The 22,808-nt window shown below is 33.3% G+C and carries 25 protein-coding genes; 9 read left to right on the top strand and 16 right to left on the bottom strand.

The window, feature by feature from the left end:
* Window positions 1-37: 37 nt before the first annotated feature.
* Both NAT47_RS12280 and NAT47_RS12275 read left to right on the top strand, forming a co-directional pair.
* The gene (locus tag NAT47_RS12280) at window positions 38-1,333 is read left to right on the top strand and encodes a glycosyltransferase family 4 protein (protein WP_250583181.1); all 1,296 of its coding nucleotides are present in this window, start codon (window positions 38-40) and stop codon (window positions 1,331-1,333) included.
* A 15-nt stretch (window positions 1,334-1,348) separates the two neighbouring features.
* Window positions 1,349-2,821 (top strand): oligosaccharide flippase family protein, encoded by a 1,473-nt coding sequence (locus tag NAT47_RS12275; protein ID WP_250583179.1) that lies wholly within the window; start codon window positions 1,349-1,351, stop codon window positions 2,819-2,821.
* Between the two features lie 130 nt (window positions 2,822-2,951).
* On the opposite strand, the gene NAT47_RS12270 is transcribed toward NAT47_RS12275, so the two are convergent.
* From NAT47_RS12270 to NAT47_RS12260, 3 genes are all read right to left on the bottom strand, one after another.
* Complete coding sequence (locus NAT47_RS12270) at window positions 2,952-3,638, bottom strand: hypothetical protein (RefSeq protein WP_250583177.1); 687 nt, start codon at window positions 3,636-3,638, stop codon at window positions 2,952-2,954.
* 235 nt (window positions 3,639-3,873) lie between these two features.
* Window positions 3,874-4,200 (bottom strand): CCC motif membrane protein, encoded by a 327-nt coding sequence (locus tag NAT47_RS12265; protein ID WP_250583175.1) that lies wholly within the window; start codon window positions 4,198-4,200, stop codon window positions 3,874-3,876.
* Between the two features lie 12 nt (window positions 4,201-4,212).
* A complete protein-coding gene (locus NAT47_RS12260) occupies window positions 4,213-4,503 on the bottom strand; it encodes a DUF2752 domain-containing protein (RefSeq protein ID WP_250583173.1) in 291 nt (96 codons plus the stop codon).
* A gap of 110 nt (window positions 4,504-4,613) precedes the next feature.
* Between NAT47_RS12260 and NAT47_RS12255 the strand changes: the two genes are divergently transcribed.
* Together NAT47_RS12255 and NAT47_RS12250 are read left to right on the top strand one after the other, a co-directional pair.
* Window positions 4,614-4,811: a hypothetical protein gene (locus NAT47_RS12255; RefSeq protein WP_250583171.1), complete on the top strand. Its 198-nt coding sequence runs from the start codon at window positions 4,614-4,616 to the stop codon at window positions 4,809-4,811.
* Window positions 4,795-5,355: a Smr/MutS family protein gene (locus NAT47_RS12250; protein ID WP_250583169.1), complete on the top strand. Its 561-nt coding sequence runs from the start codon at window positions 4,795-4,797 to the stop codon at window positions 5,353-5,355. Before NAT47_RS12255 ends, NAT47_RS12250 begins: the two co-directional genes overlap by 17 nt.
* A gap of 85 nt (window positions 5,356-5,440) precedes the next feature.
* Here NAT47_RS12250 and NAT47_RS12245 read toward each other — a convergent pair whose 3' ends face one another.
* A complete protein-coding gene (locus NAT47_RS12245; RefSeq protein ID WP_250583168.1) occupies window positions 5,441-5,947 on the bottom strand; it encodes a hypothetical protein in 507 nt (168 codons plus the stop codon).
* 122 nt (window positions 5,948-6,069) lie between these two features.
* On the opposite strand from NAT47_RS12245, the gene NAT47_RS12240 reads away from it, so the two are divergent.
* Window positions 6,070-7,191 carry a cysteine desulfurase family protein gene (locus tag NAT47_RS12240; RefSeq protein WP_250583167.1) on the top strand — a complete coding sequence of 374 codons (1,122 nt, stop codon included), beginning with the start codon at window positions 6,070-6,072 and terminating at the stop codon, window positions 7,189-7,191.
* Between the two features lie 148 nt (window positions 7,192-7,339).
* Here the strand turns inward: NAT47_RS12240 and NAT47_RS12235 are convergent, their stop codons facing one another.
* Together NAT47_RS12235 and pyrE are read right to left on the bottom strand one after the other, a co-directional pair.
* Window positions 7,340-7,732: an SRPBCC family protein gene (locus NAT47_RS12235; RefSeq protein WP_250583166.1), complete on the bottom strand. Its 393-nt coding sequence runs from the start codon at window positions 7,730-7,732 to the stop codon at window positions 7,340-7,342.
* A gap of 47 nt (window positions 7,733-7,779) precedes the next feature.
* Complete coding sequence (gene pyrE / locus NAT47_RS12230; protein WP_250583165.1) at window positions 7,780-8,427, bottom strand: orotate phosphoribosyltransferase; 648 nt, start codon at window positions 8,425-8,427, stop codon at window positions 7,780-7,782.
* A 7-nt stretch (window positions 8,428-8,434) separates the two neighbouring features.
* On the opposite strand from pyrE, the gene NAT47_RS12225 reads away from it, so the two are divergent.
* A complete protein-coding gene (locus tag NAT47_RS12225) occupies window positions 8,435-9,034 on the top strand; it encodes an NUDIX hydrolase (protein ID WP_250583164.1) in 600 nt (199 codons plus the stop codon).
* Window positions 9,035-9,076: 42 nt separating this feature from the next.
* Here NAT47_RS12225 and NAT47_RS12220 read toward each other — a convergent pair whose 3' ends face one another.
* The 7 genes from NAT47_RS12220 to NAT47_RS12190 form a co-directional block, all read right to left on the bottom strand.
* Window positions 9,077-9,718, bottom strand: coding sequence for a hypothetical protein (locus NAT47_RS12220; protein ID WP_250583163.1), 642 nt, complete (start codon window positions 9,716-9,718; stop codon window positions 9,077-9,079).
* Window positions 9,719-9,748: 30 nt separating this feature from the next.
* Complete coding sequence (locus NAT47_RS12215; RefSeq protein WP_250583199.1) at window positions 9,749-11,473, bottom strand: M14 family metallopeptidase; 1,725 nt, start codon at window positions 11,471-11,473, stop codon at window positions 9,749-9,751.
* A gap of 220 nt (window positions 11,474-11,693) precedes the next feature.
* On the bottom strand, window positions 11,694-12,812 hold the full coding sequence (gene dnaN, locus NAT47_RS12210) for a DNA polymerase III subunit beta (RefSeq protein WP_250583162.1): 1,119 nt from the start codon (window positions 12,810-12,812) through the stop codon (window positions 11,694-11,696).
* A gap of 88 nt (window positions 12,813-12,900) precedes the next feature.
* Entirely contained in the window at window positions 12,901-14,583 is a 1,683-nt protein-coding gene (gene gldG, locus NAT47_RS12205; RefSeq protein WP_408610611.1) for a gliding motility-associated ABC transporter substrate-binding protein GldG, read from the bottom strand.
* Entirely contained in the window at window positions 14,583-15,308 is a 726-nt protein-coding gene (gene gldF, locus NAT47_RS12200; protein WP_133610940.1) for a gliding motility-associated ABC transporter permease subunit GldF, read from the bottom strand. Before gldF ends, gldG begins: the two co-directional genes overlap by 1 nt.
* A 79-nt stretch (window positions 15,309-15,387) precedes the next feature.
* Entirely contained in the window at window positions 15,388-15,684 is a 297-nt protein-coding gene (locus NAT47_RS12195) for a putative quinol monooxygenase (RefSeq protein ID WP_250583160.1), read from the bottom strand.
* Window positions 15,685-15,687: 3 nt separating this feature from the next.
* On the bottom strand, window positions 15,688-16,515 hold the full coding sequence (locus NAT47_RS12190; RefSeq protein ID WP_250583158.1) for an SAM hydrolase/SAM-dependent halogenase family protein: 828 nt from the start codon (window positions 16,513-16,515) through the stop codon (window positions 15,688-15,690).
* A 106-nt stretch (window positions 16,516-16,621) separates the two neighbouring features.
* Between NAT47_RS12190 and NAT47_RS12185 the strand changes: the two genes are divergently transcribed.
* Both NAT47_RS12185 and NAT47_RS12180 read left to right on the top strand, forming a co-directional pair.
* Window positions 16,622-17,575, top strand: coding sequence for a PhoH family protein (locus tag NAT47_RS12185; RefSeq protein WP_250583156.1), 954 nt, complete (start codon window positions 16,622-16,624; stop codon window positions 17,573-17,575).
* A gap of 74 nt (window positions 17,576-17,649) precedes the next feature.
* Window positions 17,650-18,600 (top strand): phosphoribosylaminoimidazolesuccinocarboxamide synthase, encoded by a 951-nt coding sequence (locus NAT47_RS12180; RefSeq protein WP_250583154.1) that lies wholly within the window; start codon window positions 17,650-17,652, stop codon window positions 18,598-18,600.
* An 87-nt stretch (window positions 18,601-18,687) separates the two neighbouring features.
* Here NAT47_RS12180 and NAT47_RS12175 read toward each other — a convergent pair whose 3' ends face one another.
* From NAT47_RS12175 to NAT47_RS12165, 3 genes are all read right to left on the bottom strand, one after another.
* Window positions 18,688-19,377, bottom strand: coding sequence for a restriction endonuclease (locus NAT47_RS12175; protein ID WP_250583152.1), 690 nt, complete (start codon window positions 19,375-19,377; stop codon window positions 18,688-18,690).
* Window positions 19,378-19,857: a hypothetical protein gene (locus NAT47_RS12170; protein ID WP_250583150.1), complete on the bottom strand. Its 480-nt coding sequence runs from the start codon at window positions 19,855-19,857 to the stop codon at window positions 19,378-19,380. It abuts the gene before it with no gap.
* A gap of 266 nt (window positions 19,858-20,123) precedes the next feature.
* Window positions 20,124-21,218: a M42 family metallopeptidase gene (locus NAT47_RS12165; RefSeq protein WP_250583148.1), complete on the bottom strand. Its 1,095-nt coding sequence runs from the start codon at window positions 21,216-21,218 to the stop codon at window positions 20,124-20,126.
* Between the two features lie 111 nt (window positions 21,219-21,329).
* Here NAT47_RS12165 and NAT47_RS12160 point away from each other — a divergent pair, with 111 nt between their 5' ends.
* On the top strand, window positions 21,330-21,998 hold the full coding sequence (locus tag NAT47_RS12160; protein WP_250583146.1) for a DUF4294 domain-containing protein: 669 nt from the start codon (window positions 21,330-21,332) through the stop codon (window positions 21,996-21,998).
* Window positions 21,999-22,808 lie beyond the last annotated feature (810 nt).

The raw sequence follows: 22,808 nt of genomic DNA, 5'->3' as shown, positions 1-22,808 counted from the left end.
TAGATTTTTGAGTTTGAATATGTAATTGAACTTGACATTGAAACCAACGAAAAAAATACTCATCATATCATATTACTGGCCACCAGCTGGAGGTCCAGGTGTTCAGCGTTGGTTAAAATTCGTCAAATATTTACCCGATTTTAAAATCGAACCCCATGTTTATATTCCAGAAAATCCAACGTATCCCTTGCTAGACGAGAAATTATTGAGTGAAGTTTCGGATAAAGCCGTTATCATAAAAAAACCGATTTTTGAACCTTATGGATTGGCTTCAATTTTTTCAAAAAATAAGACGAAAAAAATCAGTTCTGGAATCATTCCGAATCAAAAAAAACAATCGTTTGTAGAAAAAGCAATGCTTTGGGTTCGAGGTAATGTCTTTATTCCCGATGCAAGAGTATTTTGGGTAAAACCTTCGGTTAAGTTTTTGAAACAATATCTTCAAGAACATCAAATTGATACGATAATAACAACTGGTCCGCCACATAGTTTGCATTTGATTGGTTTACAATTGAAAAAAGAGCTAAATATTACTTGGTTGGCCGATTTTCGCGATCCTTGGACAACAATTGGTTATCACAAACAATTAAAATTGAGTTCGTGGGCAGCTAAAAAGCATAAAGATTTAGAAAAGGAAGTCATGAATACTTGTGACCAACTTTTAGTTACTTCACCTACCACAAAAACTGAATTTGAAGCCATTACTTCAAAACCAATCGAAGTCATTACGAATGGTTATGATGTGGAAAAAGTCATCAAAAAACCATTGGATGAAAAATTTACTTTGGCGCACATTGGGTCGTTTTTATCAGCTCGAAATCCCAGAATTTTATGGAAAGCCTTGAAAGAATTAACCAAAGAAAATCCCGAATTCAAAAAGCAGTTCCAATTAAAATTGATAGGAGCGGTGAGTTCTGAGGTAATTCAAGCTATAAATGAATTCAAGTTAGACAAATATGTGAATCATTTGGGTTATTTACCACATGATGAAGCGATAATTGAACAAAGAAGTTCGCAAGTATTGTTACTTATCGAAATCGATTCAGAAGAAACCCAATGTATTATTCCAGGAAAATTATTTGAATATATGGTTTCGGAGCGACCCATTATTGCCATCGGACCTGAAAACGCAGATTTTGCACAAATCATTAAAGAAACCAATACTGGTACTTTTTTTAAATATAATGAATTAGAAGCTTTAAAAGAACAAATTCTGAAGTGTTTCCAGCAATATCAACAAAACAATTTAAAAGTACATCCTGTAGGTTTACAACAATACAGCAGAAAATCATTGACTGAAAAGTTAGCTAAACTTCTGAATTCTAAATTCTAAATTCATATTTCAAACATGGGAATTGTCATCAAACAATCGATTAAAAACACTTTCATAACCTTCATTGGTTTTGGAATTGGTGCGATTAATGTGATGTATATGTATCCTGTTTTTTTAGGCAAAGAATATTTAGGGTTAACCAATTATATTTTATCAGCGGCCAATATTTTATACCCAATTTTATCTTTTGGTATTCAAAACACGTTGATTAAATTTTTTAATGAAAACAACAAAACCGAGGAAGATTTGAGTAGGTATTTTACTTATATGCTCTTTTTGCCGCTTATTGTAATTATTCCTTTCTTTTGTTTGTTTTATTTTTTCTATGATACTATTGCCTTGTATGAATCTGCAAAAAATACAATAGTTTACGATTTTGTGTGGGAAATTCCTCTGATAGCTTTATTTATTGGTTATTTTGAGATTTTTTATGCGTGGTTGCGAGCTCATATGAAATCTGTTTTTGGTTCATTTGTGAAAGAAGTTTTTATTCGAATTTTAGTTACAATTTCTCTTTTTGCAGTATATTTTAAATGTATAACACTGCCTGAGTTCGTTCACTCTCTTGTATTGATTTATGGAATTAGTTTGTTGGTTATTATTTATTATGCTAACAAAACTAAAAGAATTCAGTTAAATAAGAAATTACCCAAAAAAACTAAAGAAATTTTTGTTTTTACAATCTTCATTATACTATCTGCAAGTGTAGCTAATATGCTTTTAGATATTGATAAATACATGATTAATCAATTTTTGAAGATTGAAAATATTGCATTTTACTCTTTAGCAGTTTATTTAGCGATGGTAATTTCAGTTCCTCAAAGAGCAATGCATCAAATAACTTATCCGATTACTGCCAAATTTATGAGCGAAAACAAATGGGACGAGTTAAATGAGCTTTATAAAAAATCTTCAGTAACCCTTCAATTAATTGGAGGATTGATATATGTTGGGATTTTAGTAAACATAAAGCAAGTATATGAAATCTTGCCAAATGAGGGTTATGATAAAGGTTTGTTTGTGGTTTTTACCATTGGTTTGTCTAAGTATTTTGATGTTATTTTAGGAAATAATAATTCGATTATTTTTAATTCGAAATATTATAAAATGGTCTTGTTTCTGGGAGTTTTGTTAGTTTTAGTTGTTGTTGGGTTGAATTTTATTTTTATTCCTTTGTACGGGATTAATGGGGCGGCTTTAGCTACATTAATTGCTGTTGGAATGTATAGTTTAGCCAAATTACTATTTGTTGTGCTTAAAATGAAGCTATTTCCATTTACTAAAAATACAATTGTATCGCTAGTTCTGGCAATACTTACTTTTGGAGCATTTTATTATTGGGATTTCAGCTTTCATCCCTTTGTAAATATTGTCTTGAAATCGATTTTAGTTACTATTTTCTATTTAGGGTTGAGTTACTATTTTAAGGTGTCTTCGGATATTAATTTTGTGATGAACTCTGTTTTCAAGAGAATTCTGAAGCAGTAATAAAGATTTTTTAATTCCTTTGATTTATTCAATTGGCATTCCAAATAAAGATTTTAAAATTTAAAAACAAAAAATCCTGCTTCATCTTCCCAGAATCCACAGGATTTAAAACAAACTAACCAACCAATTATTATTTATCTTTCTTCGTTTCTAAAGTTTCTCTTTTGATTTCTTTTACGTCATCAGCTGTCATTTTTGCTTTAGAGCCATCTTTTCTGTAATAGTAATAGTCTTCATCGCTTCCGTAATCGTCATCGTATCCATAACCACCACTGTTTCCGCCAGAATAATGAGTTCCGCTTGGAGTATAAACGTATCCGTTATTAGCATAGTTAATAAAACCATACACCTCTATAATTCTCCCTCTTCTGTCGTATACAATTCGCATATTTCCAACTCTAGTTACTGCAAAACTATTGTAGCTCATGTAAATGGTTCCAATGCGTTTTACTCTTCCAAAAGCATCGTAGTTAATATACACATTTCCTACGCGTCTTACTCTACCAAAGTTATCATGCTCAACGCGTATTCCTCTTTCAGATGGGCCATAATAGCCTCGACTTCTAGGAGCACCATTAGTCCTGTTAATTTCATATCTAGTTTCAGAGGGTCTGGTATTAAAATCAAATTCTCCATTTGGAAACAACATAAACTCAATTCCACGTTCTCTGAAGATAATAGGTTCTGCATCTCTATAATCGATGTAATACCCTCTTTTGTTTGTGTTGTCTGTAAAAACAGGATTCTCTGATGCATAAGCCATGCTTCCTATCTGAAATAAGCTGGCTACTACTAAAAGTGTAATTTTTTTACTCATGAAGTACAGATTTAGTTTTTCGAGTTTGTGAATCTTTGATTTCATAATACAACAATTTAAAAGTTTCGGCAACTTCATTTTAAAACTCGTTTCTAAAACGGCTGCTTGATTAGGTATTTCCAATTGCTGTGCCAAACTCTAAAATTGCAATGTAAACGATTTGTTAATGAGTTGTTATTGCAAAAAAAAAACGCTAACATTGAGTGCTAGCGTTCTTTGATTAAATTTAGTGTAGTTATTGTAATCGTTGTCTACGTAACATTTCTTCTTGCATTTGTAGTAAACCGTCTTCTCCAAGATAAGCTATCATACCTATTATAATAATTAAGAAAATAGCACCTAGGGTAAGACCAACTATACTTAATACTTTACCCACTTTAGTGTTATTATAATTAGAGTACTGAGTAGGATTTTGATGGTATAATTTACTATCCTGGTTAGCTAAAATGATTCCAATAACACCAAAAATAATACTAAAAATACCATAACAGCAGATAGTGAGTACAGATAAAATTCCTAAAACAAGGACAATAGTAGCATTAGGTAACTTTTGATTTTCCATAAAGAGTTCAGTTTAATTGGTTATTGTGTTAAAATATAATTTAAAAAAATAGGCGACAAGCATTACAACTCCATTCAAAATTGCGCTTGCTATTAGTAATTTATAATAGTTTCTTTTTTTATCTATAAAATGTAATCCTAAAAAAATAAAAAGCAAACCTAATGAGTAAATAGCAGGAAACATTTTAAAAGCTTGCCAAAATTCACCATCTAATAAAAAAGCAATTGCTCTTTGTGTTCCACAACCCGGACATTCAATTCCGAAAAGTTGTTTGTTCATGCAAGGCAACATATGTTCTTTCATGATGCTTTTTGAGGTTAAAATTTGGAGTACAAGATTACAAAAAAAAGTTCAAAAACAAATACTAATTTTAAAAACACTACTTTTGAAAACTTTATTTTAAAGCAAAAAAGATGAAACAATTTTTATACATTTTAATGTTTGCAGCAGTTGGAATTTACGCCTTGATGGAACAATCAAAACCAGCTCCAAATCGATTAGTTATGATAGGAGCAATGGCTATTTTTATGTATGGATTATTTAGGTTAATGAAGAAAATTCCATCTAAAAACGATGGGGAAAACGAAGATAAAAATGACACAGAAATTTGAAATAGGCGATAAGGTTGCCGTTTTAGACGACGACATCTCAGGGGTAGTAATTAAGGTTAAAAATGAGGAGATTTCAGTGGAAACTACTGATAATTTTGTGATGACATTTTTTGTCAACGAATTAGTTAAAATAAACAATTCCAACGATTTAAGTGGTTTTTTTTCAACACAAAGTTTAGGTTCCGTTTTGAAGGATAAAGAAGACCCGAAAAAGCGTAGTTTTGTCAAAGAAAAGCGCTCTCGTAAGGACGAATTTGTCTTAGAAGTGGATTTGCACATCGAAAAATTAGTGCCTTCAAAACGAGGTATGAGTAATTATGATATTCTGACTTTGCAAATGGAAACCGCGAAAAGACAACTTGATTTTGCTATCAAAAATCGAATGCCAAAAGTGGTGTTTATTCATGGTGTAGGCGAAGGTGTTTTGAAAGCTGAATTGGATTTTTTGTTGGGCCGTTATGACCACATTTCGTTCCAAGATGCCAACTATCAAAAATATGGTTTGGGTGCCACTGAAGTTTATATCAAGCAAAATGTGAAGTAAGATTTTAGTCAAAAATTTCACTTCTAGGAATAAAAAAAGGACTACTCAAAATTGAATAGTCCTTAACTTTTTTAAAATTTAAAAATTATAAGTCGGTAAGGTAATTTCCAAAATTATATTCCGTAAAACTAAACGAGTTAGCCGAACCTGAAAAGTTTACATTTTTGAATTTAATATTGTGCGTGTAACCAGTTATTGTTGTTCCGTTTGTTGCGTAAACTGCATTGGTAATAATTTCTATAGTACCACCGGTAGCATTCCATTCGTTTTGAACAACTGGATTAGCAGGTGGAATGGTAGAGCAAATGGAAGAAGAATTAACATTACTCGAGTAGATTCTGTAAATAATTTGATTGTTCGAATTTACATTAACGACTCTCGGACTTCCAACTGGAGTAGGTTCGTTGATAAAGCTAGACGGTTCTAGATTCAGTATCAATATTTCATTTCTATTAATGTTAAATACAAGATTGTTATTTGTACAATTATCAACATTATCAGGATTAAAATTGAAAGATTCTAGCGTAATATCGCCATCATCACACGCTTGTAGCATAAATACTGAGGCTACTAAAACTAAAAGTTTTTTCATTTATTCATTGAATTTATGCAACAAAAATAAAGGTTTTAATTTATTAATTTGCTAAAGTTTGTTAATTTCCATCCGAATTGATTTTAAGATTTCCAAAATAAAATGATTTGTATCTTTGTCGTATGAAAAAAGTGTATTTAGATAACGCAGCAACCACGCCAATTCATCCAGAAGTAATTACTGCGATGATGAACGTGCTTCAAAATGATTTCGGAAACCCATCTTCTACGCATAGTTTTGGGAGAAGCGCCAAGACATTGTTAGAATCATCACGTAAATCCATTGCGAAATTACTAAATGCACAAGCATCTGAAATTATTTTCACTTCAAGTGCCACTGAAGCTACGAACTGGATTTTAACCAGCGCTGTGAAAGATTTGGGAATAAAACGTATTATCACGACTAAAGTCGAACATCACGCTACGTTGCATACAGTCGAACATCTAGCAAAGGAATTCGGAATTCAAGTCGAATATATTACCATTTTGCCAACAGGAAATATTGATTACCACGATTTGGCGGCTAAATTGCCTTCAGAAGTTCCAACATTAGTATCATTAATACACGTAAATAACGAAATAGGAACGATTTTAGACATTAAACGCGTTTCGGAGCTATGCAAGTATGCGAAAGCACTTTTCCATTGCGATACGGTGCAATCTATTGGAAAAACGAATTTAGATATACAAGAGTTGGGAATTGATTTTTTAGTGGCGAGTGCGCACAAATTTCATGGTCCAAAAGGAGTAGGTTTTGCTTATATCAAAAAGAATTCCATGATACAACCCATAATTTTTGGTGGCGAGCAAGAAAAAGGCATGCGTGCTGGAACCGAAGCCGTACATCAAGTTGTAGGAATGGCAAAAGCATTAGAATTGACTTGTGAGAATTTAGAAAACGATGAACAATATATTTCCGATTTAAAAAACTATTGCTTTTCAGAATTAAAAAAAGTGTTTCCAGAAGTGAAAATCAATGGAGAAAACACGTTTTATAACCTTTTAAACGTTCAATTGCCTTTATCGGAAGAAAAGACTTCAATGTTATTATTTGCATTAGATATGAAAGGAATTGCAGTTTCACGAGGAAGTGCTTGTCAAAGTGGAAGTATCAAACCATCACACGTTTTAGCCGAGTTTTTATCAGCAGAGGAGACAAAAAAACCAAGTTTACGCATCTCATTCAGTCATTTTAATACGAAAGAAGATATTGATTTGTTAGTTGAGGCTTTGAAAACTGTGTAAATAAAACTTCTGTCATGCTGAACTTGTTTCAGCATCTCAAGAATATAAGAAAAGATCCTGAAACAAGTTCAGGATGACAAGAATCAATAAAAAAACACGAATCACATAAATTAAATCATGCAATTCGTGTTCTAAAGTATTCAGGAAACTATAATTTCCCCATATTCTGAGCTAATGTCTCAATGAATTTGGTGATCGGTCCTTTGATCATCATTGCCATCATTGGGTTGAAATCACCTTCAAAAGCTAATTGCACTTCTGTGTTATCAGCATCAATTGCGTTTAAGTTTCCAGTTAAGGTAAAAGGTAATTTACTTGAAGCCGCTCCTAAAACCACTTGCGAATTTGGAGTTCCCCCTTTTTTTACCAATTTAATTTCTGGCATTCCTTTTAATCCGAATTCAAAGCAATTTTCGTCGATTACTTCAAATTTTGCGATATTTTCAGGCATTAATTTCTCGAAATTCTTTACGTCGTTTAAAGCGTTGAATAAATATTCAGCCGATTTTGATACGTTTACTTTTGGACTTTCTAAGTTCATATGTTTTGTTTATAAGTTTAAAAGGTTATGAGTTTAAAAGGGGGAAACTAAACTTCTACATTCCATTCAGCAGGATTAGCATTCCAAGCGCTCAATGTTTCCAATTCATTCTCTGAAACATATTGTTTGTCAACCGCTTTTTGTAATAAGTTTTCGTAATTGCTTAATGTGAAAACATCCAAATTTGCCGCTTCAAAACGTTCTTTTGAAATTGGGAAACCATAAGTGAAAATCGCTGCCATTCCTTTTACATTAGCACCTTCGTTGCGTAAAGCTTCAACCGCTAATAAACTGCTTCCGCCAGTCGAAATCAAATCTTCAACTACCACTACGTTTTGTCCTTTTTGCAAGAAGCCTTCCACTTGGTTTTGTCTTCCGTGTTTTTTGGGTTCTGGACGAACGTATACAAAAGGTAATCCCATCGCTTCAGCTACCAAAATTCCGATTCCAATCGCGCCGGTTGCAACGCCTGCAATTACATCTGGTTTGCCAAATTTGTCTTCAATATGTTTCGCAAATTCATCGCGTACATAGTTTCTAACCGCTGGAAATGAAAGGATTATGCGGTTGTCGCAATAAATTGGTGACTTCCAGCCTGAAGCCCACGTAAAAGGATTTTTAGAATTTAATTTAATTGCGTTTATTTGTAAAAGCAATTCGGCTGTTTGTTGTGCTGTGTTGTTATTAAAAATCATATTGCAAATGTATAAAGTTTTTGTGAACGATAAGCCACTTTTTTTGACAAATCAGGTTCAAAAAGAGACCGATTTCAAACTTTTTTTGTTGGAAAGTGTTGATATTAAGAAGTTGATTGTTAAAATTTTTCAGAATAAAATTCAGAAAGCTTTTTTGTATCATCCCGATGAGAAGTTAATTATGAAAACGCTTCGTGCGAAATTACCCGTTGAAAAAGCAGGTGGTGGATTGGTTTACAACAAAGACGGCGATGTGCTTTTTATTTTTAGAAACGGCAAATGGGATTTACCAAAAGGCGGTACCGAAAAAAACGAAACCATTGAAGAAACCGCTATAAGAGAAGTTGAGGAAGAAACGGGCGTTAACGGATTAGTCATCACAGAAAAACTACAAAGAACCTATCATATTTTCAAACGCAATGGTCGCTATAAACTAAAAATTACCCAATGGTTTGAAATGCGAACCAAATACGAAGGCACACCACAAGGTCAAGCCGATGAAGGAATCGAACGTGTAGAATGGGTGAATCCAAAGGATATTAAGTTTTTATTGGAGAACTCGTACGAGAATATTAAATTGTTGTTTGAAGCGGAGAAGGTGGTTTGATTTGAGAAGGAAGAAGAAAGAGAAAAGATGAAAATAATAGTATTATTTTAAATCATCGATAATTTCTCTTAATTCAATAAGTTTGTAAAGTGAATCGATTTTGGTTTCATCAAGAGACTTTCTTTCTATCCAATCTACTTTTGTTTCCATATCATATTCACCGATTAGTCCATCAAGTAAAACATATGTAGCATTTATAAATTCAGGAGTTTCTTTGTAATCACGAATATTTAGTTCTAATCCAATTCTTCCTGATTCTTCTGAATATCTGAAGTAAATATCGTCATAAGAAATTTTAAAATTATCATATTTTATTTCAATTTCATCTCCAGGAATTCTTTGTCTAAATGAACTAATTTTCCATTTATTTAGATTTGGAGCCTTTTTTACTAATTCAATTACAGATGGAAAAGATTCTTTTAATCCATCAGCTGAAATTGTAAATTCTCTTTTATTATTTGATTGAATAGGGCCAAATTCAAATACAAGATTGGAGTCAATTTCAATAAGTTTTTGGTGTAAATTATTAAAAAGTAGTTCTTGATTATTCTTTTCGTAGTTATAATATTTGTCTTCATTTTTGGTAAACCAATCCCAGAAAATATCGTATTTATCTTTATTTTCACAAGAGTTAAAAATCATAATTAGAATTATTGATGTTATGATATAAGAATGTTTTTTCATCGTTTTTTATTCAAATCTTTTTTCTTTCTTCTAATTCACTCGATACACCGGATACTGCAAATGCGCTTTTTCATAATAAGGTGATTGTCTGTACACCCAATCCAATTGTGCAGCTCCATTTTCAGCGAAAGCTTTGTCGTTTTGTTTCTTTTGTTCTAATTCGGCTTTTATTTTTGGATTTTTATCTAAGAATTCTTTCGCTAAATCTTCAAAAACATAAGCAGAAAAATACTCTTTTTGTTGTAAAATAGGATCAAAGAAGTTCCAATTGAAATAACTGTCTACTGCTTCTGGTTCTAAAGTTTCAACTAAATATTTTACGCCTGGTTGATTCGTGTAAAATACATAATCACCCATGAAAAATTTTACTTTTTGAGTCGATTTGGAAACTTTCGTATTGTAATGAAAGTAATGCCCTTCGTAAGGCGATTTTGAGGTTTGATAACTTTCAATTTTATACGATTCTACTTCAATAATCGTATCTTTTTGCAGACGATGTGCATTAATGTTATTCAATTTCAAAATATCCAACACTTGCCATTGCGATTGCTGAATAACATATGCTTTCGGAATGTTTACGAATTTCGTTGGCTTATAATTCCCATAAAACGGAATTTTTTTGGTAAACGGTTTGCTTTTATCGTAAAACAATCGGTCTTTTCCTGAAATATCGCTTGGTTTGTAACCACCTTGATAGCCTTTAAAATCAATATAAGACACTTTCGTAGAATCAATTGCCCAATCTAATGGATATGGCATCCCAACTTGATATTCGTTCAAAGCATCTTTTCGCATTTGCTTGATTTTTTGCCAATTTGTATCCGCGAAATTGATCGTGCTGACCATAAATTCGTAAGTCACTTTTACGCGCTCTTTGTAGACTTTCAACATGTGTGTTTCGGGAACAAATCCTAAAGTGTGGAATAAAGTTGAATAACCTGTGGCATATCGTGGGGTATCGCTAAATTGCTCAAAACCTTTATCAGGCATATCACCGTGAATGTTTACATACGGAACCACATCGATTTTCTTTTTGTTCATGTCTTTTACCACCGAAGGATACAATTCGTTGATGAAATAATTACCTAATTTGTTTCCCAAACGTTCATGTTGGGTTGCAATACAAGTAAACGTATATTGATAATCCGCGCCGTTAGAAACGTGATTGTCTAAGAAAATATCGGGATTTAATTCGGTAAACAACTTTTGAAAACTTCTCGAATTTTTAGTATCCGATTTGATAAAATCGCGATTCAAATCATAATTGCGCCCATTTCCTCTAAAACCATATTTTTCGGGACCGTTTTGATTGGCTCTGGAATGCGAATTTCGGTTCAACATTCCGCCGACGCTATACACTGGAATAGCAGCAATTAAAGTATTTTTAGCCGTTTTGATTTTCCCCATGGCTAAATCTCGCATTAACATCATGGTAGCGTCAATTCCATCAGGTTCACCTGCGTGAATTCCGTTATTGATTAAAATTACGGCTTTGTTTTTAGTAAAATATTCGTCAAAATCAAATTTGCCTTCGCTTGAAAAAAGTACCAAATGCAAAGGTTTCCAGCTATCGGTGGTGCCTTTTTGAATCATTTGGATGTTGGCAAAATTCTCATCTAATTTTTCATAAAATGCAATACATTCTTCATAAGTAGTGGATTGATTGCCATTGCCACGTTCAAAAGGTGTTGATAAATCGTTTTGTGAAAACACAGATATCGAGAAGAAAAGCAAACTTATTGTATGAAAACGCATGGTTGAATTTGATTTGATTTTCAAAAATAAAGTTTTTTAACCAAATTATTTCTTTTGTAAGCAATTGTTTTAGCAATTTCTTTATAGGTTAAAAAGTTATTTTTAAAGCTAAATCTTTTTAAAAATTAAAAAACCACTAAAGCAAAAGCTAAGTGGTTTTTAAGTTAGTTAGGGTTGGTAATAAGATTCTCAGTTAAACTGTAAAATCAATTATTGTAAATTAGTTGCTCAACATTACTGGCATTACTAGCATCGTAACAGTTTCACCTTCGTCTAAGCCATCCACTGGAGTTAAAATTCCTGCTCGGTTTGGCATCGACATTTCTAATTGGATTTCATCACTTGATAAATTATTCAACATTTCGGTTAAGAAACGTGAGTTGAACCCGATTTGCATATCATCTCCTTGGTAATCACAAGTCAAACGTTCGTCTGCTTTGTTTGAGTAATCGATATCTTCTGCTGATATATTCAATTCGGTTCCTGCGATTTTTAAACGAATTTGGTGCGTAGTTTTATTAGCAAAAATAGCCACACGACGAACCGAGTTTAAAAACTGAACTCTGTTGATTAATAATTTGTTTGGATTTTCTTTTGGAATAACCGCTTCGTAGTTTGGATATTTACCATCGATTAAACGACAAGTCAATACATAATTCTCGAAAGAGAAAGTAGCATTGGAATCGTTATATTCGATAGTAACTTCAGCATCAGAAGCTGCTAAAATTCCTTTTAAAATGTTTAAAGGTTTTTTTGGCATAATAAAATCCGCTACTTGCGATGCTTTTACATCGGTGCGAGCGTATTTTACTAATTTATGAGCGTCTGTTGCTACGAAAATTAATCCTTCTGGTGAAAATTGGAAGAAAACACCACTCATTACAGGGCGTAAATCATCGTTTCCAGCTGCGAAAATGGTTTTGCTTACTGCAGTTGCTAATACTTCTGCAGGTACCAATGTTTTTGAAGGATCATCTAAAACTACTGCTTTAGGGAATTCTTCACCTGGAGCGTATGCAATCGCATATTTACCCGAGTTTGAGCTAATTTCTACCGTCGAATTGTCTTCAACAGTAAACGTTAACGGTTGCTCTGGGAAGGTTTTTAAGATATCTAATAAAAGTTTTGCAGGAATAGCAACACTACCTTGACTTGTAGAATCAATTTCTAACGTAGCCGTCATCGTTGTTTCCAAATCAGAAGCTGAAACTTTTAATTGGTTGTTATCTAATTCAAAAAGGAAATTATCAAGAATAGGTAGAGTGTTGCTGCTGTTGATAACACTTCCTAAAACTTGTAATTGTTTTAATAAATACGAACTCGATACTATAAACTTCATCATCTTGTATTTTAAAATCGTGATTTGATTTTATATTTCACAAATATATTCTAATTCTGTTCAACGGCAAAAACAATTTTATTAACAACTAGCGGCTGTATTTTCTTTTGCGTAAGAACGTAAATAAAAAACCAAAGATAGCTAAAAAAACTATTGGTAATCCGACAGTTACCATTTGTGCCATGGTGTAATTTTTATACACTTCTTCCTTGTTTAAAAGTGGTAAATCGACATCTTTACTTCGGATGTTAATAAGTCCGTTGTCGTCTAAAAGGTAATTTACGCAGTTCATCAAGAACTCTTTGTTGCCATAAAGCTGATTGGTCCACTTGTCGAAACCTAATTCCAAAGGCATACCTTTGTCTAGTTGATTTTTGATGATATCGCCATCAGAAATTACGATCATCTTATTTTCTTTACCTATTGGTTGAAACGAATTGTATTTAAATGGCAACACTCGGTTTTGATAAGCTGACTTGAATTTTCCTTCTAATAGAACGGCCACTGGAAGTAATCCTTTGCCGGCATATTCTTCAGGAGTGGTTTCTTCTGTAACCATATCTAATGAAATAGGTGTTAGCATTCCCACAGTTTTGGAATATTCGGAAGAAGCTAATAAAACGGTTTTCTTAATGTCGTTTTTTAAGATTTCGATTGGTGAAGCAAATTCAAATTTAATTCCTTCCATATTTTTAACCACAGGATGTGAAGAAACAGGGTAAATGAAAGGGGCAAAACGCCATGTATATTCTTGATATTGCGTTTCACTACCTTGATTTCCTGTAGCTAATTTAATAGGAGTTCCATACTCATCTTTGATAATCGAAGGATTGATTCGAATACCATATTTAAATAACATATCTGTTAAGTTCAACTCTCTAGACGCTGGTAAAATAGTTCCTGTTTCGTTGTATAGGCTATCCATATCGGCCGCTACTGCATCTACTAACCATAATGTTTTTCCACCATTGACAATGAATTGGTCTAAGACTTGTTTTTCTTCTTCGGTGAAAGCTTCGGTTGGTTTTGCAATTACGGCTAAATCGTATTTTTTAAGTGCTTCAAGTGTCTGTGTGGGTTGTTTAGCTACCGAATCTAATGTAAAAGGTCCGATGTAATAACTTTCTCTAACTGTTTTCAGAAAATCAGCCATGAAAGGTTCGATTAACTCGCCATTTCCTTTGATTACGGCAATTTTCTTTTGTTTTTCTTTCGAAATTTTATTGATAGCTTCCGCAAAACCAAATTCCAAATGCTGTACCGAACTAATTACTTTTTGTTCCGTAGAAGCACCCATTAGGTTTTTCAACAACGCCACTTTCGTGAATTTATCACCATAAGTCGCTTGTGCCCAAGGGAAAACCACTTCTTGCGATTGCTTTCCTTTGTCTTCCACAGTGATGCTTAACGGTTGCATGCCTTTCGCGTAGAATTCTTTCATTTTTTCTACTCGCGTTTCCTCTTTTTCAATCGGATTTTTGAAGTTGAAAATAATGTTCGAATTATAAGCGGCGAATTCCTCTAAAAGTTGTTTGGTTTCGTTTTGTAAACGTTTGAATTCTGGTGGAAAATTCCCTTCCAAATACACTTCTATGTATAACGGACTATCCACATCTTTTATAATGTTTAATGTCGTTTCTGATAAAGTATAGCGTTTGTCTTGCGTTAAGTCAAAACGTTTGAAAAAGAAGTTGCTGATTAAATTGATAACGATGATTGCTAAAAATACAATTCCTAATTGCTTTAAAGCTTTTGATTTGTTTGCTGCCATTACCATTTCAAAGATTTAAGTTGATAAACCGTTGCTGATAAAAACAAAAACGTCACACTCACAAAGTATACAATATCACGCGTATCTAACACACCGCGACTCATACTTTTAAAGTGATAATCCATTCCTAAAGCTGCAAACATCGAACTGTAATTTCCAAGGAACGACGCAATGCCATCAAACCCAAAATAGAAAAAGAAACAACAAAAAACCGCAATTATAAACGCTACAATTTGATTGTCTGATAAAGTAGAAGCAAAAATTCCAATCGCTGTGTAAGCCGCAATTAAGAACAATAATCCGAAGTAAGAACCTAAGGTGCTTCCCATATCAATATTGCCTTGAGGATTTCCAAAATGAGAAATCGTCAACACATAAATAATCGTTGGAACAATCGCTAAAATGATTAAAACCAAAGCACCTAAGAATTTTCCGTTTACGATGTCCCAATTTGAAAGCGGTTTAGTAAACAACAATTCAATCGTTCCTTGTTTTTTCTCATCTGAGAAACTGCGCATGGTTACTGCAGGGATTAAGAAAATTAAAATCCATGGTGCCAATTTAAAAAACGGACTCATATCGGCAAAACCCGAGTTTAATATGTTGAATTCGCCTTCAAAAACCCAAAGAAATAATCCGTTGAGTAAAAGAAAAATCCCGATGACTAAATATCCAATCGGCGAACCAAAAAAGGATTTTATTTCTCGTAATAGTAATGCTTTCATTTTTTATTTTTTGTTTCAGGTTTCAAGTTTCAAGTTTTTTAACTCTCAACTCCAACTTCTAATTTCTGAATTCTAAATTCTAATTTAATGTAACCAATCTATCGACACTCCAAGCTTCTGGCTTATCGCTGAATAAGCTTTTGGTGTACGTCCAAACCCCGTTGAATAAATCCGATTTTCTGTAATTTTCTAACGCTTCTTCGTTTTCCCAATAACTGTAGGTGAAGAAAATGCGTTTGTCGTTTTTGTCTTGATACAATTCTAAGAAACGGTTTCCTTCGAAGTTTCGTATGTGGTGTTTCACTTCTTCAAAATTATTTAAAAAAGCTTCTATTTTATCTTCGTGAAAACGCATTTTTACAATTCTTATGAACATATTTTATTTGAATTTAATGGATACCGTATCTCTAAAATGCAATCCTAACAAGGTCGCAGCCGAGCCTACTGTTTTAGGATTACTCTTATATATGGCAATTTCTAAATAGCCGTTTTCATTGAATAACGCCAAGAAATCACCTTCTAAATCTTTCAATTGTTTCACATCGGAAACAGGAAAATCGGAGTAGCTTTTGTGCAAACGACTGAACTTCTTGTTTTTGATTATGATTTCGAATTTTCTTCCTCTGATGGTTTCGTTGAATTGTCTTTGTGAAATATTAGTAACGCAATTTCCAAACGAATCGATATACACAATTTGTCCTTTAATTTCGCTTAAATCATCCGTAATCGATGAAGTCAATACACTTACCGGTTTCAACGATGAAATTTCCTTACCAATTACATTCAACAAACCACCTCGTGCAATATGACAGGCCACGGCTACGAAAACATCCATATCGCTTGCGTCAATATTCAATCTGTCGTGGATGGTAATGGCCACCATTTTCTGTGGAATTTTCTTCTGAATCAAAGAATTTAAAATTCCGTTATCGGCACAAATGAAGTAATGATCGTCCCATTGCATCGCAATATGTTGGGTATCGCCCACGCGTTCACTATCTACTCCTATTATATGAATCGTGCCTTTTGGAAAGTTTCGATAAGCGGCTTCTATACAGTAACTCGCCTCTAAAGTGTTAAACAAATCAATCTCATGCGAAATATCTACAATAATCGCTTCTTTGTGTTCCGACAATATTTTGCCTTTCAAAGCGCCTACGAAGTAGTCTTTGTGTCCAAAGTCGGTAGTTAAAGTAATTATTGACATTTTTTTGTTTATAACTTATTTGGATTGCAACAGTAGTTTTTACTAAATTTGATTGCAAAGCTACTATAATTTTAGCGTTCCAAAAATAATTAAAAAAAGAAAGCCTTTGAACGAAAGAATCATTGAATTAGTCGACATTGCTCCAAAAGAATTTTGGGGTGCGCAAGACGCTCATCTTGAAACTATTAAGAAGTATTATCCGAAACTTAAAATTGTAGCAAGAGGAACAACTCTTAAAGCTTATGGTGAGCCCGAAATCTTGGATGAGTTTGAAAATCGCTTTAAAAGATTGATGCATCATTTTACACGTTATAATAGTATTGACGATAATGTTATATTGCGAGTTTTAGAAACGAGTCATCAACATGATGCCGAACACATGCACGAACGAGATAAAATTTTAGTGCATGGTGTAGGAGGAAAGTTAATCAAAGCCATGACGCCTAATCAACAAAAATTGGTCGATTATGTGCATAAAAACGATATGGTTTTCGCTATCGGTCCAGCCGGAACTGGAAAAACTTACACTGGAGTTGCGATGGCAGTAAAAGCCTTGAAGGAAAAACAAGTCAAGCGTATTATATTAACGCGTCCAGCAGTAGAAGCAGGAGAGAACTTAGGATTCCTTCCGGGCGACATGAAGGAAAAGTTAGATCCTTATATGCAACCCTTATACGATGCTTTGCGCGATATGCTACCACCACAAACTTTAGAAGATTATATTTTAAAAGGTATTATTCAAATTGCACCGTTAGCTTTTATGCGCGGACGAACGTTAGATAACGCTTTTGTAATCCTAGACGAAGCACAAAATACCACACATTCCCAAATGAAAATGTTTTTAACCCGTATGGGGAAAAATGCTAAATTTATCATCACGGGCGATCCAGGTCAGGTTGATTTACCAAGAAGAACCATTTCAGGATTGAAAGAAGCGATTTTAGTATTGAAAGATGTGGAAGGCATTGGAATCATTTACTTAGATGACAAAGACATCGTACGACATAGATTAGTGAAGAAAATTATTGATGCGTACAAGAGTATTGAGAATAATGACTAAATAATTCACAAAAACAGGCGCTTTTATTAGAGTCTTTTTTTACTTTTGCACCACACAAACAACAACACAACATAATGAACACAATTACGACTACCCATTTCAATTTTCCAGGTCAAAAATCGGTGTACCGTGGAAAAGTTAGAGAAGTTTACAATATCAACGATGACTTACTAGTAATGGTCGCTACTGACCGTCTTTCGGCATTTGATGTGGTTTTACCAAAAGGAATTCCTTATAAAGGACAAATCCTAAATCAAATCGCTACGAAGTTCATGGAATTAACTGCTGATATTGTACCGAATTGGTTAGTAGCAACTCCAGATCCAAACGTGGCGGTAGGACATTTATGTGAACCGTTTAAAGTAGAAATGGTAATTCGTGGTTATTTATCAGGTCACGCCGCGCGTGAATATGCAGCAGGAAGAAGAATTCTTTGCGGTGTAGAAATGCCAGAAGGTTTAAAAGAAAACGATGAATTTCCAACACCCATCATCACGCCAACAACAAAAGCGGATAACGGTTCGCACGACGAAGACATTTCACGCGAAGCTATTTTAGCCAACGGAATTGTAACCGAAGAAGATTACCTAACCTTAGAAAAATACACCAGAGCGTTATACCAAAGAGGAACTGAAATTGCAGCATCTCGCGGTTTAATTTTAGTTGATACGAAATACGAATTCGGGAAGACAAAAGACGGACAAATCGTATTAATCGACGAAATCCACACCCCAGATTCTTCTCGTTATTTCTATGCAGAAGGTTATGCAGAAAGACAAGCAAATGGCGAAGAACAAAAACAATTATCAAAAGAGTTCGTTCGTCGTTGGTTAATTGAAAACGGGTTTCAAGGAAAAGAAGGCCAACAAATTCCCTTTATGTCAGACGAATACATCGAAACAGTTTCTGAACGTTACATTGAGTTATTTGAGAACATCATTGGAGAGAAATTCGTAAAAGCGGATATTTCCAACATCAATGAAAGAATCGAGAAGAATGTTTTGAATTATTTACAAAGTAGATAATACAAACTTTTATATAGAAAGAATCCCGAGTTAGCTCGGGATTTTTTTGATTTAATAAGTATACAATATATTATGTAAATTTGATTATTAATTGTTGCCAAAAAACTTATTTGCTCTTCTGAAACCTGCTTTTACTGCTTCATCAACATTAAAAGCATAAAATTCTCCTTTTTTATTAATTTTTGTTCTATCGTATTGTTGGTCAAAAGGTAAATGGTAAATTAGAGATTCCTCACCATACTCATCTTTATTCACGTTGCACTTAATTCTTGGAAAATGTTCTAGTGGTGTGTCTTCTTTTACTATTACGCCTAGCTTATTTGCAAATTTTCGAGCTGAATCGGACAATTTTATGTTTGTGATAAAAACTGCTTTTACAGTTATATTATTAGATAAATTCATGCCATATTCCACAGTTGTACCAAATAACTGAGTTATATGTTTTTCATGAATCGTTTTATTTTGAGCCCAATATTTACATTGTACAACATGATGGATATTGTTTTTCTTGGCAATTAAATCCCTACCCATATCATTTAATTTTTTTTCCATACCATAGTATTCTACATCCCATCCATCTCTTTCGTATGTGATTCCGCAAAAGAGTTCATAATCTCTACCTATTTGCCATTTTGTTTTTTGTCCTTTTATATATCTATCGAGTGCAAGTTGATTTATTTCATCTACTGATAATGATGCATATTCTTCTTTTGATAAATAAAATTGAACTCTATCAAAATCTTCTTGGAGTATATCAATATTTGAAATTTCTTCCAATTATTTAATAGATTCAAAATCATCTGTATATTTTGAAAGCTCAGGAAAAAGTTGCAAGAGCATTTCATACTTGTACAACATTTGTCTAAATTGCTCTAAATATTTTTTACTTTCAATTTTTAATTCATTGACTCTAGATGCCTCAACCTTTGCGGGGTGTTTTTTTGTCTTTAAATAATGGCTAGAAATATCAAATTGTATTAATAAAAAATCAGAATAAAGACTTGTAATTTTTGAAATGGATTCATTATCTCTTTTTTTTAAATCATTAAATAATTTATCTTTTTCAAGAATTCCTTTTTTTAGCAAAATTATTTCATCATTTTTTGAGGTAATATTTTTGTTAAGTTCATCAATTTTCCTTTTAAAATTATATTCTACAGATTCTCTTTTAGCATTTTCTAAACGTAAATATTTAAGGTATCTTTTGTACGAGTAGCCTATTAAAACAAATAATCCAATTACAATTATTAATTCCATTTTTATGAGTTGTATTAAAATGATGTATTTTAATTATCATGCAATATAAAATTATATTACAACAAAAATGAATGTTTCTTTAGTTTTATTCTAATTAGCCATAATAATCATAGCTGGATTTTCACATATTTTGAACTCAAAGATATTCAAGTATAGGAAAATAAAATTCAGAAGAAATTATAAAACCGGTCAACGACGCTCGTAAAAGAAGATAAAAGAAAATCCCGCGAAAGCGGGATTTTTTTGTTTATCTATGTCCAATATTTTTATTTAAAATAACTAAATGTTTCGTTATTTTCAATTTTCAATAGCGTTTCGTAAATCAATTTAATCACATTTTCTACGTCGTCGCGGTGTACCATTTCTACTGTGGTGTGCATATAACGCAACGGTAACGAAATCAAAGCCGAGGCAACACCGCCATTGCTATACGCAAAAGCATCGGTATCAGTTCCTGTAACTCTAGAAGTCGCATGGCGTTGGAAAGGTATTTTATTTTCTACAGCCGTGTCCACAATCATTTCACGTAAAGTGTTTTGTGTCGCAGGAGCGTAGGCAATAACCGGTCCTTTACCCATTTTTAAATCACCTTCAATTTTTTTATCAATCATTGGCGTAGTCGTATCGTGGCAAACATCGGTCACTATGGCAACGTTTGGTTTAATGCGTTGGGTAATCATTTCGGCACCACGCAAACCAATTTCCTCCTGCACCGAGTTTACAATGTATAATCCAAAAGGCAATTTCTTTTTGTTCTCCTTTAATAAACGCGCTACTTCGGCAATCATAAAACCACCCATGCGGTTATCAATGGCTCTACATACAAATTTATCGTGGTTTAAAATCTCAAAAGTATCAGGATACGTAATCACACAACCCACATGAACGCCTAAAGCTTCAACTTCGGCTTTCGTAGAGCAACCACAATCAATAAAGATGTTTTCAATTTTTGCTGTTTCTTCTGCTTTTCCGCTTCTTCCTCTAGTGTGAATCGCTGGCCAACCAAAAACACCGCGTACAATACCTTTCTTCGTATGAATATTCACACGCTTCGATGGCGCAATCTGATGATCCGAACCTCCGTTTCTAATCACGTAGATGAATCCGTCATCGGTAATGTAATTCACATACCACGAAATTTCATCGGCATGACCTTCAATCACCACCTTGTAAGGCGCATCTGGATTAATAACTCCCACTGCACTTCCGTAGGTGTCGGTAATAAAAGTATCTACATACGGTTTTAGGTAGTCCATCCAAATTTTTTGCCCTTCTGCTTCGTGTCCCGTTGGAGAGGCATTATTCAAATAATTTTCCAAAAAAGTCATCGATGACTTCTTTAATATTGATTTTGTACTCATCTTAACTATATATTTTTTGCTAAATTAAAAATAAGTAATTAGACTTTCGCAATATTTCAATAATTTTGGTTTACTTTTTGCAGTGTGTTAAGAAGTGTAAAATCGAACATCATGTATAAATTATTATGGAGTAGTTTTTTCTTGATTCTTACTACTTTTTCTTTTGCTCAAACTGAAGCCGATACGTTGCAAATGACGCAACAAGATTCTTCTATTATATATTCTGTCGAATTACGAGAGCTTATTATTGCGCCTGATGGTGTTTATAGTTCAGAAGACGTAAGAAAAGCCCGACTCATATTAAAGAGGAGAATCTTTAAAGTGTATCCTTATGCTAAATTAGCAGCAGATAAACTTACGCAGTTAAATAGTACAATGACTAAATTGAAAACGAATCGCGAAAAAAAGAAATACTTTAAAATTGTAGAGAAGTATTTAGAGGAAGAATTTGAGCCTCGTTTAAAAAAACTATCTCGAAAAGACGGTCAAATCTTAGTAAAATTGATTTATCGTCAAACGGGAAGTTCTACTTATGATTTAATTAAAGAATATAAAAGTGGTTGGAAAGCATTTTGGGCCAACTCTACAGCCTATTTGTTTGACATTAATCTTAAAACCGAGTACCAACCCTATGCGGTTACCGAAGACTATCATATAGAGGGTATTCTAAACGTCGCTTTTAATCAAGGCCAACTCACCAAGCAAGAAGCAAAGAAGCCCATCGATTTTGAAAATTTAAAAGAACACTGGAGCAATAAAACCAATTCGGTAACGGAATAATTTTTTCAGAAGCAGGTATTCCGCATTCCATAAAGACTCTTGGTCCCGCTATCCGTTACAATCTTTTTCTTTTTTGTTGCCTTCGAGAACCTCAGTCACCAAAAAATAAAAAGGATTTCCACTTCTATCGGGGCTAGACAAGACTTATAGCATTTCAGATTACTATTCCACTGGCTCGCAAAGCGGGCTACACCCCTAAAGTCCCCTCAAGGGGACAATTCCTTCTAAGGACTTTTGAATAATCAATTTCAATAAGTAAACTTGAAACTATATACATATATATGTAACAAAAACTTCTATGACCTATATGTTTAATAAACCACTACTATATATATGTAGAAAAATTCCCTTTTAAAGGTAGTTAGGTTGGTTTAGCCTTCTTTTAGGAAGTTTGCTATACTATATATAAGTAATAAAAACACTTGTATGACTTATATGTTAAACAAACAAATACCCTGTATAAAGTATTCCTCCTTCGAAGTGGGTTAGGGGGATGAAAAAAACTTTTCTATATTAAATCCTTGTTATCAGCGTGTTAAGAAAAACATCAAAAAAAAGAATAAAAAAAGATTACAAAAGGCTTGCGAGAAGAGAAAAGATTACTACTTTTGCACCCGCATTAGAGCAGAAGTTCACACACAAACTGAAGGTTAAACAAGTCAAAAAAAACTTTAAAAAAAGTAAAAAAAAGATTTGGATAATAAAAAGTAAAGTTAGTATCTTTGCCGACCCGAAACTAAGGAATCGGATTGTACAAGTTCTTAAAAATATTGGGTAAGTAGTCAGGAAAAAATAATCAAAAAATTTTTT

It is taken from the genome of Flavobacterium fragile (genome assembly GCF_023634865.1).
GTDB classification, from domain to species: domain Bacteria; phylum Bacteroidota; class Bacteroidia; order Flavobacteriales; family Flavobacteriaceae; genus Flavobacterium; species Flavobacterium fragile.
Note: the sequence above shows the minus strand (reverse complement) of the source record. Positions and strands in the feature narration are given on the sequence as shown.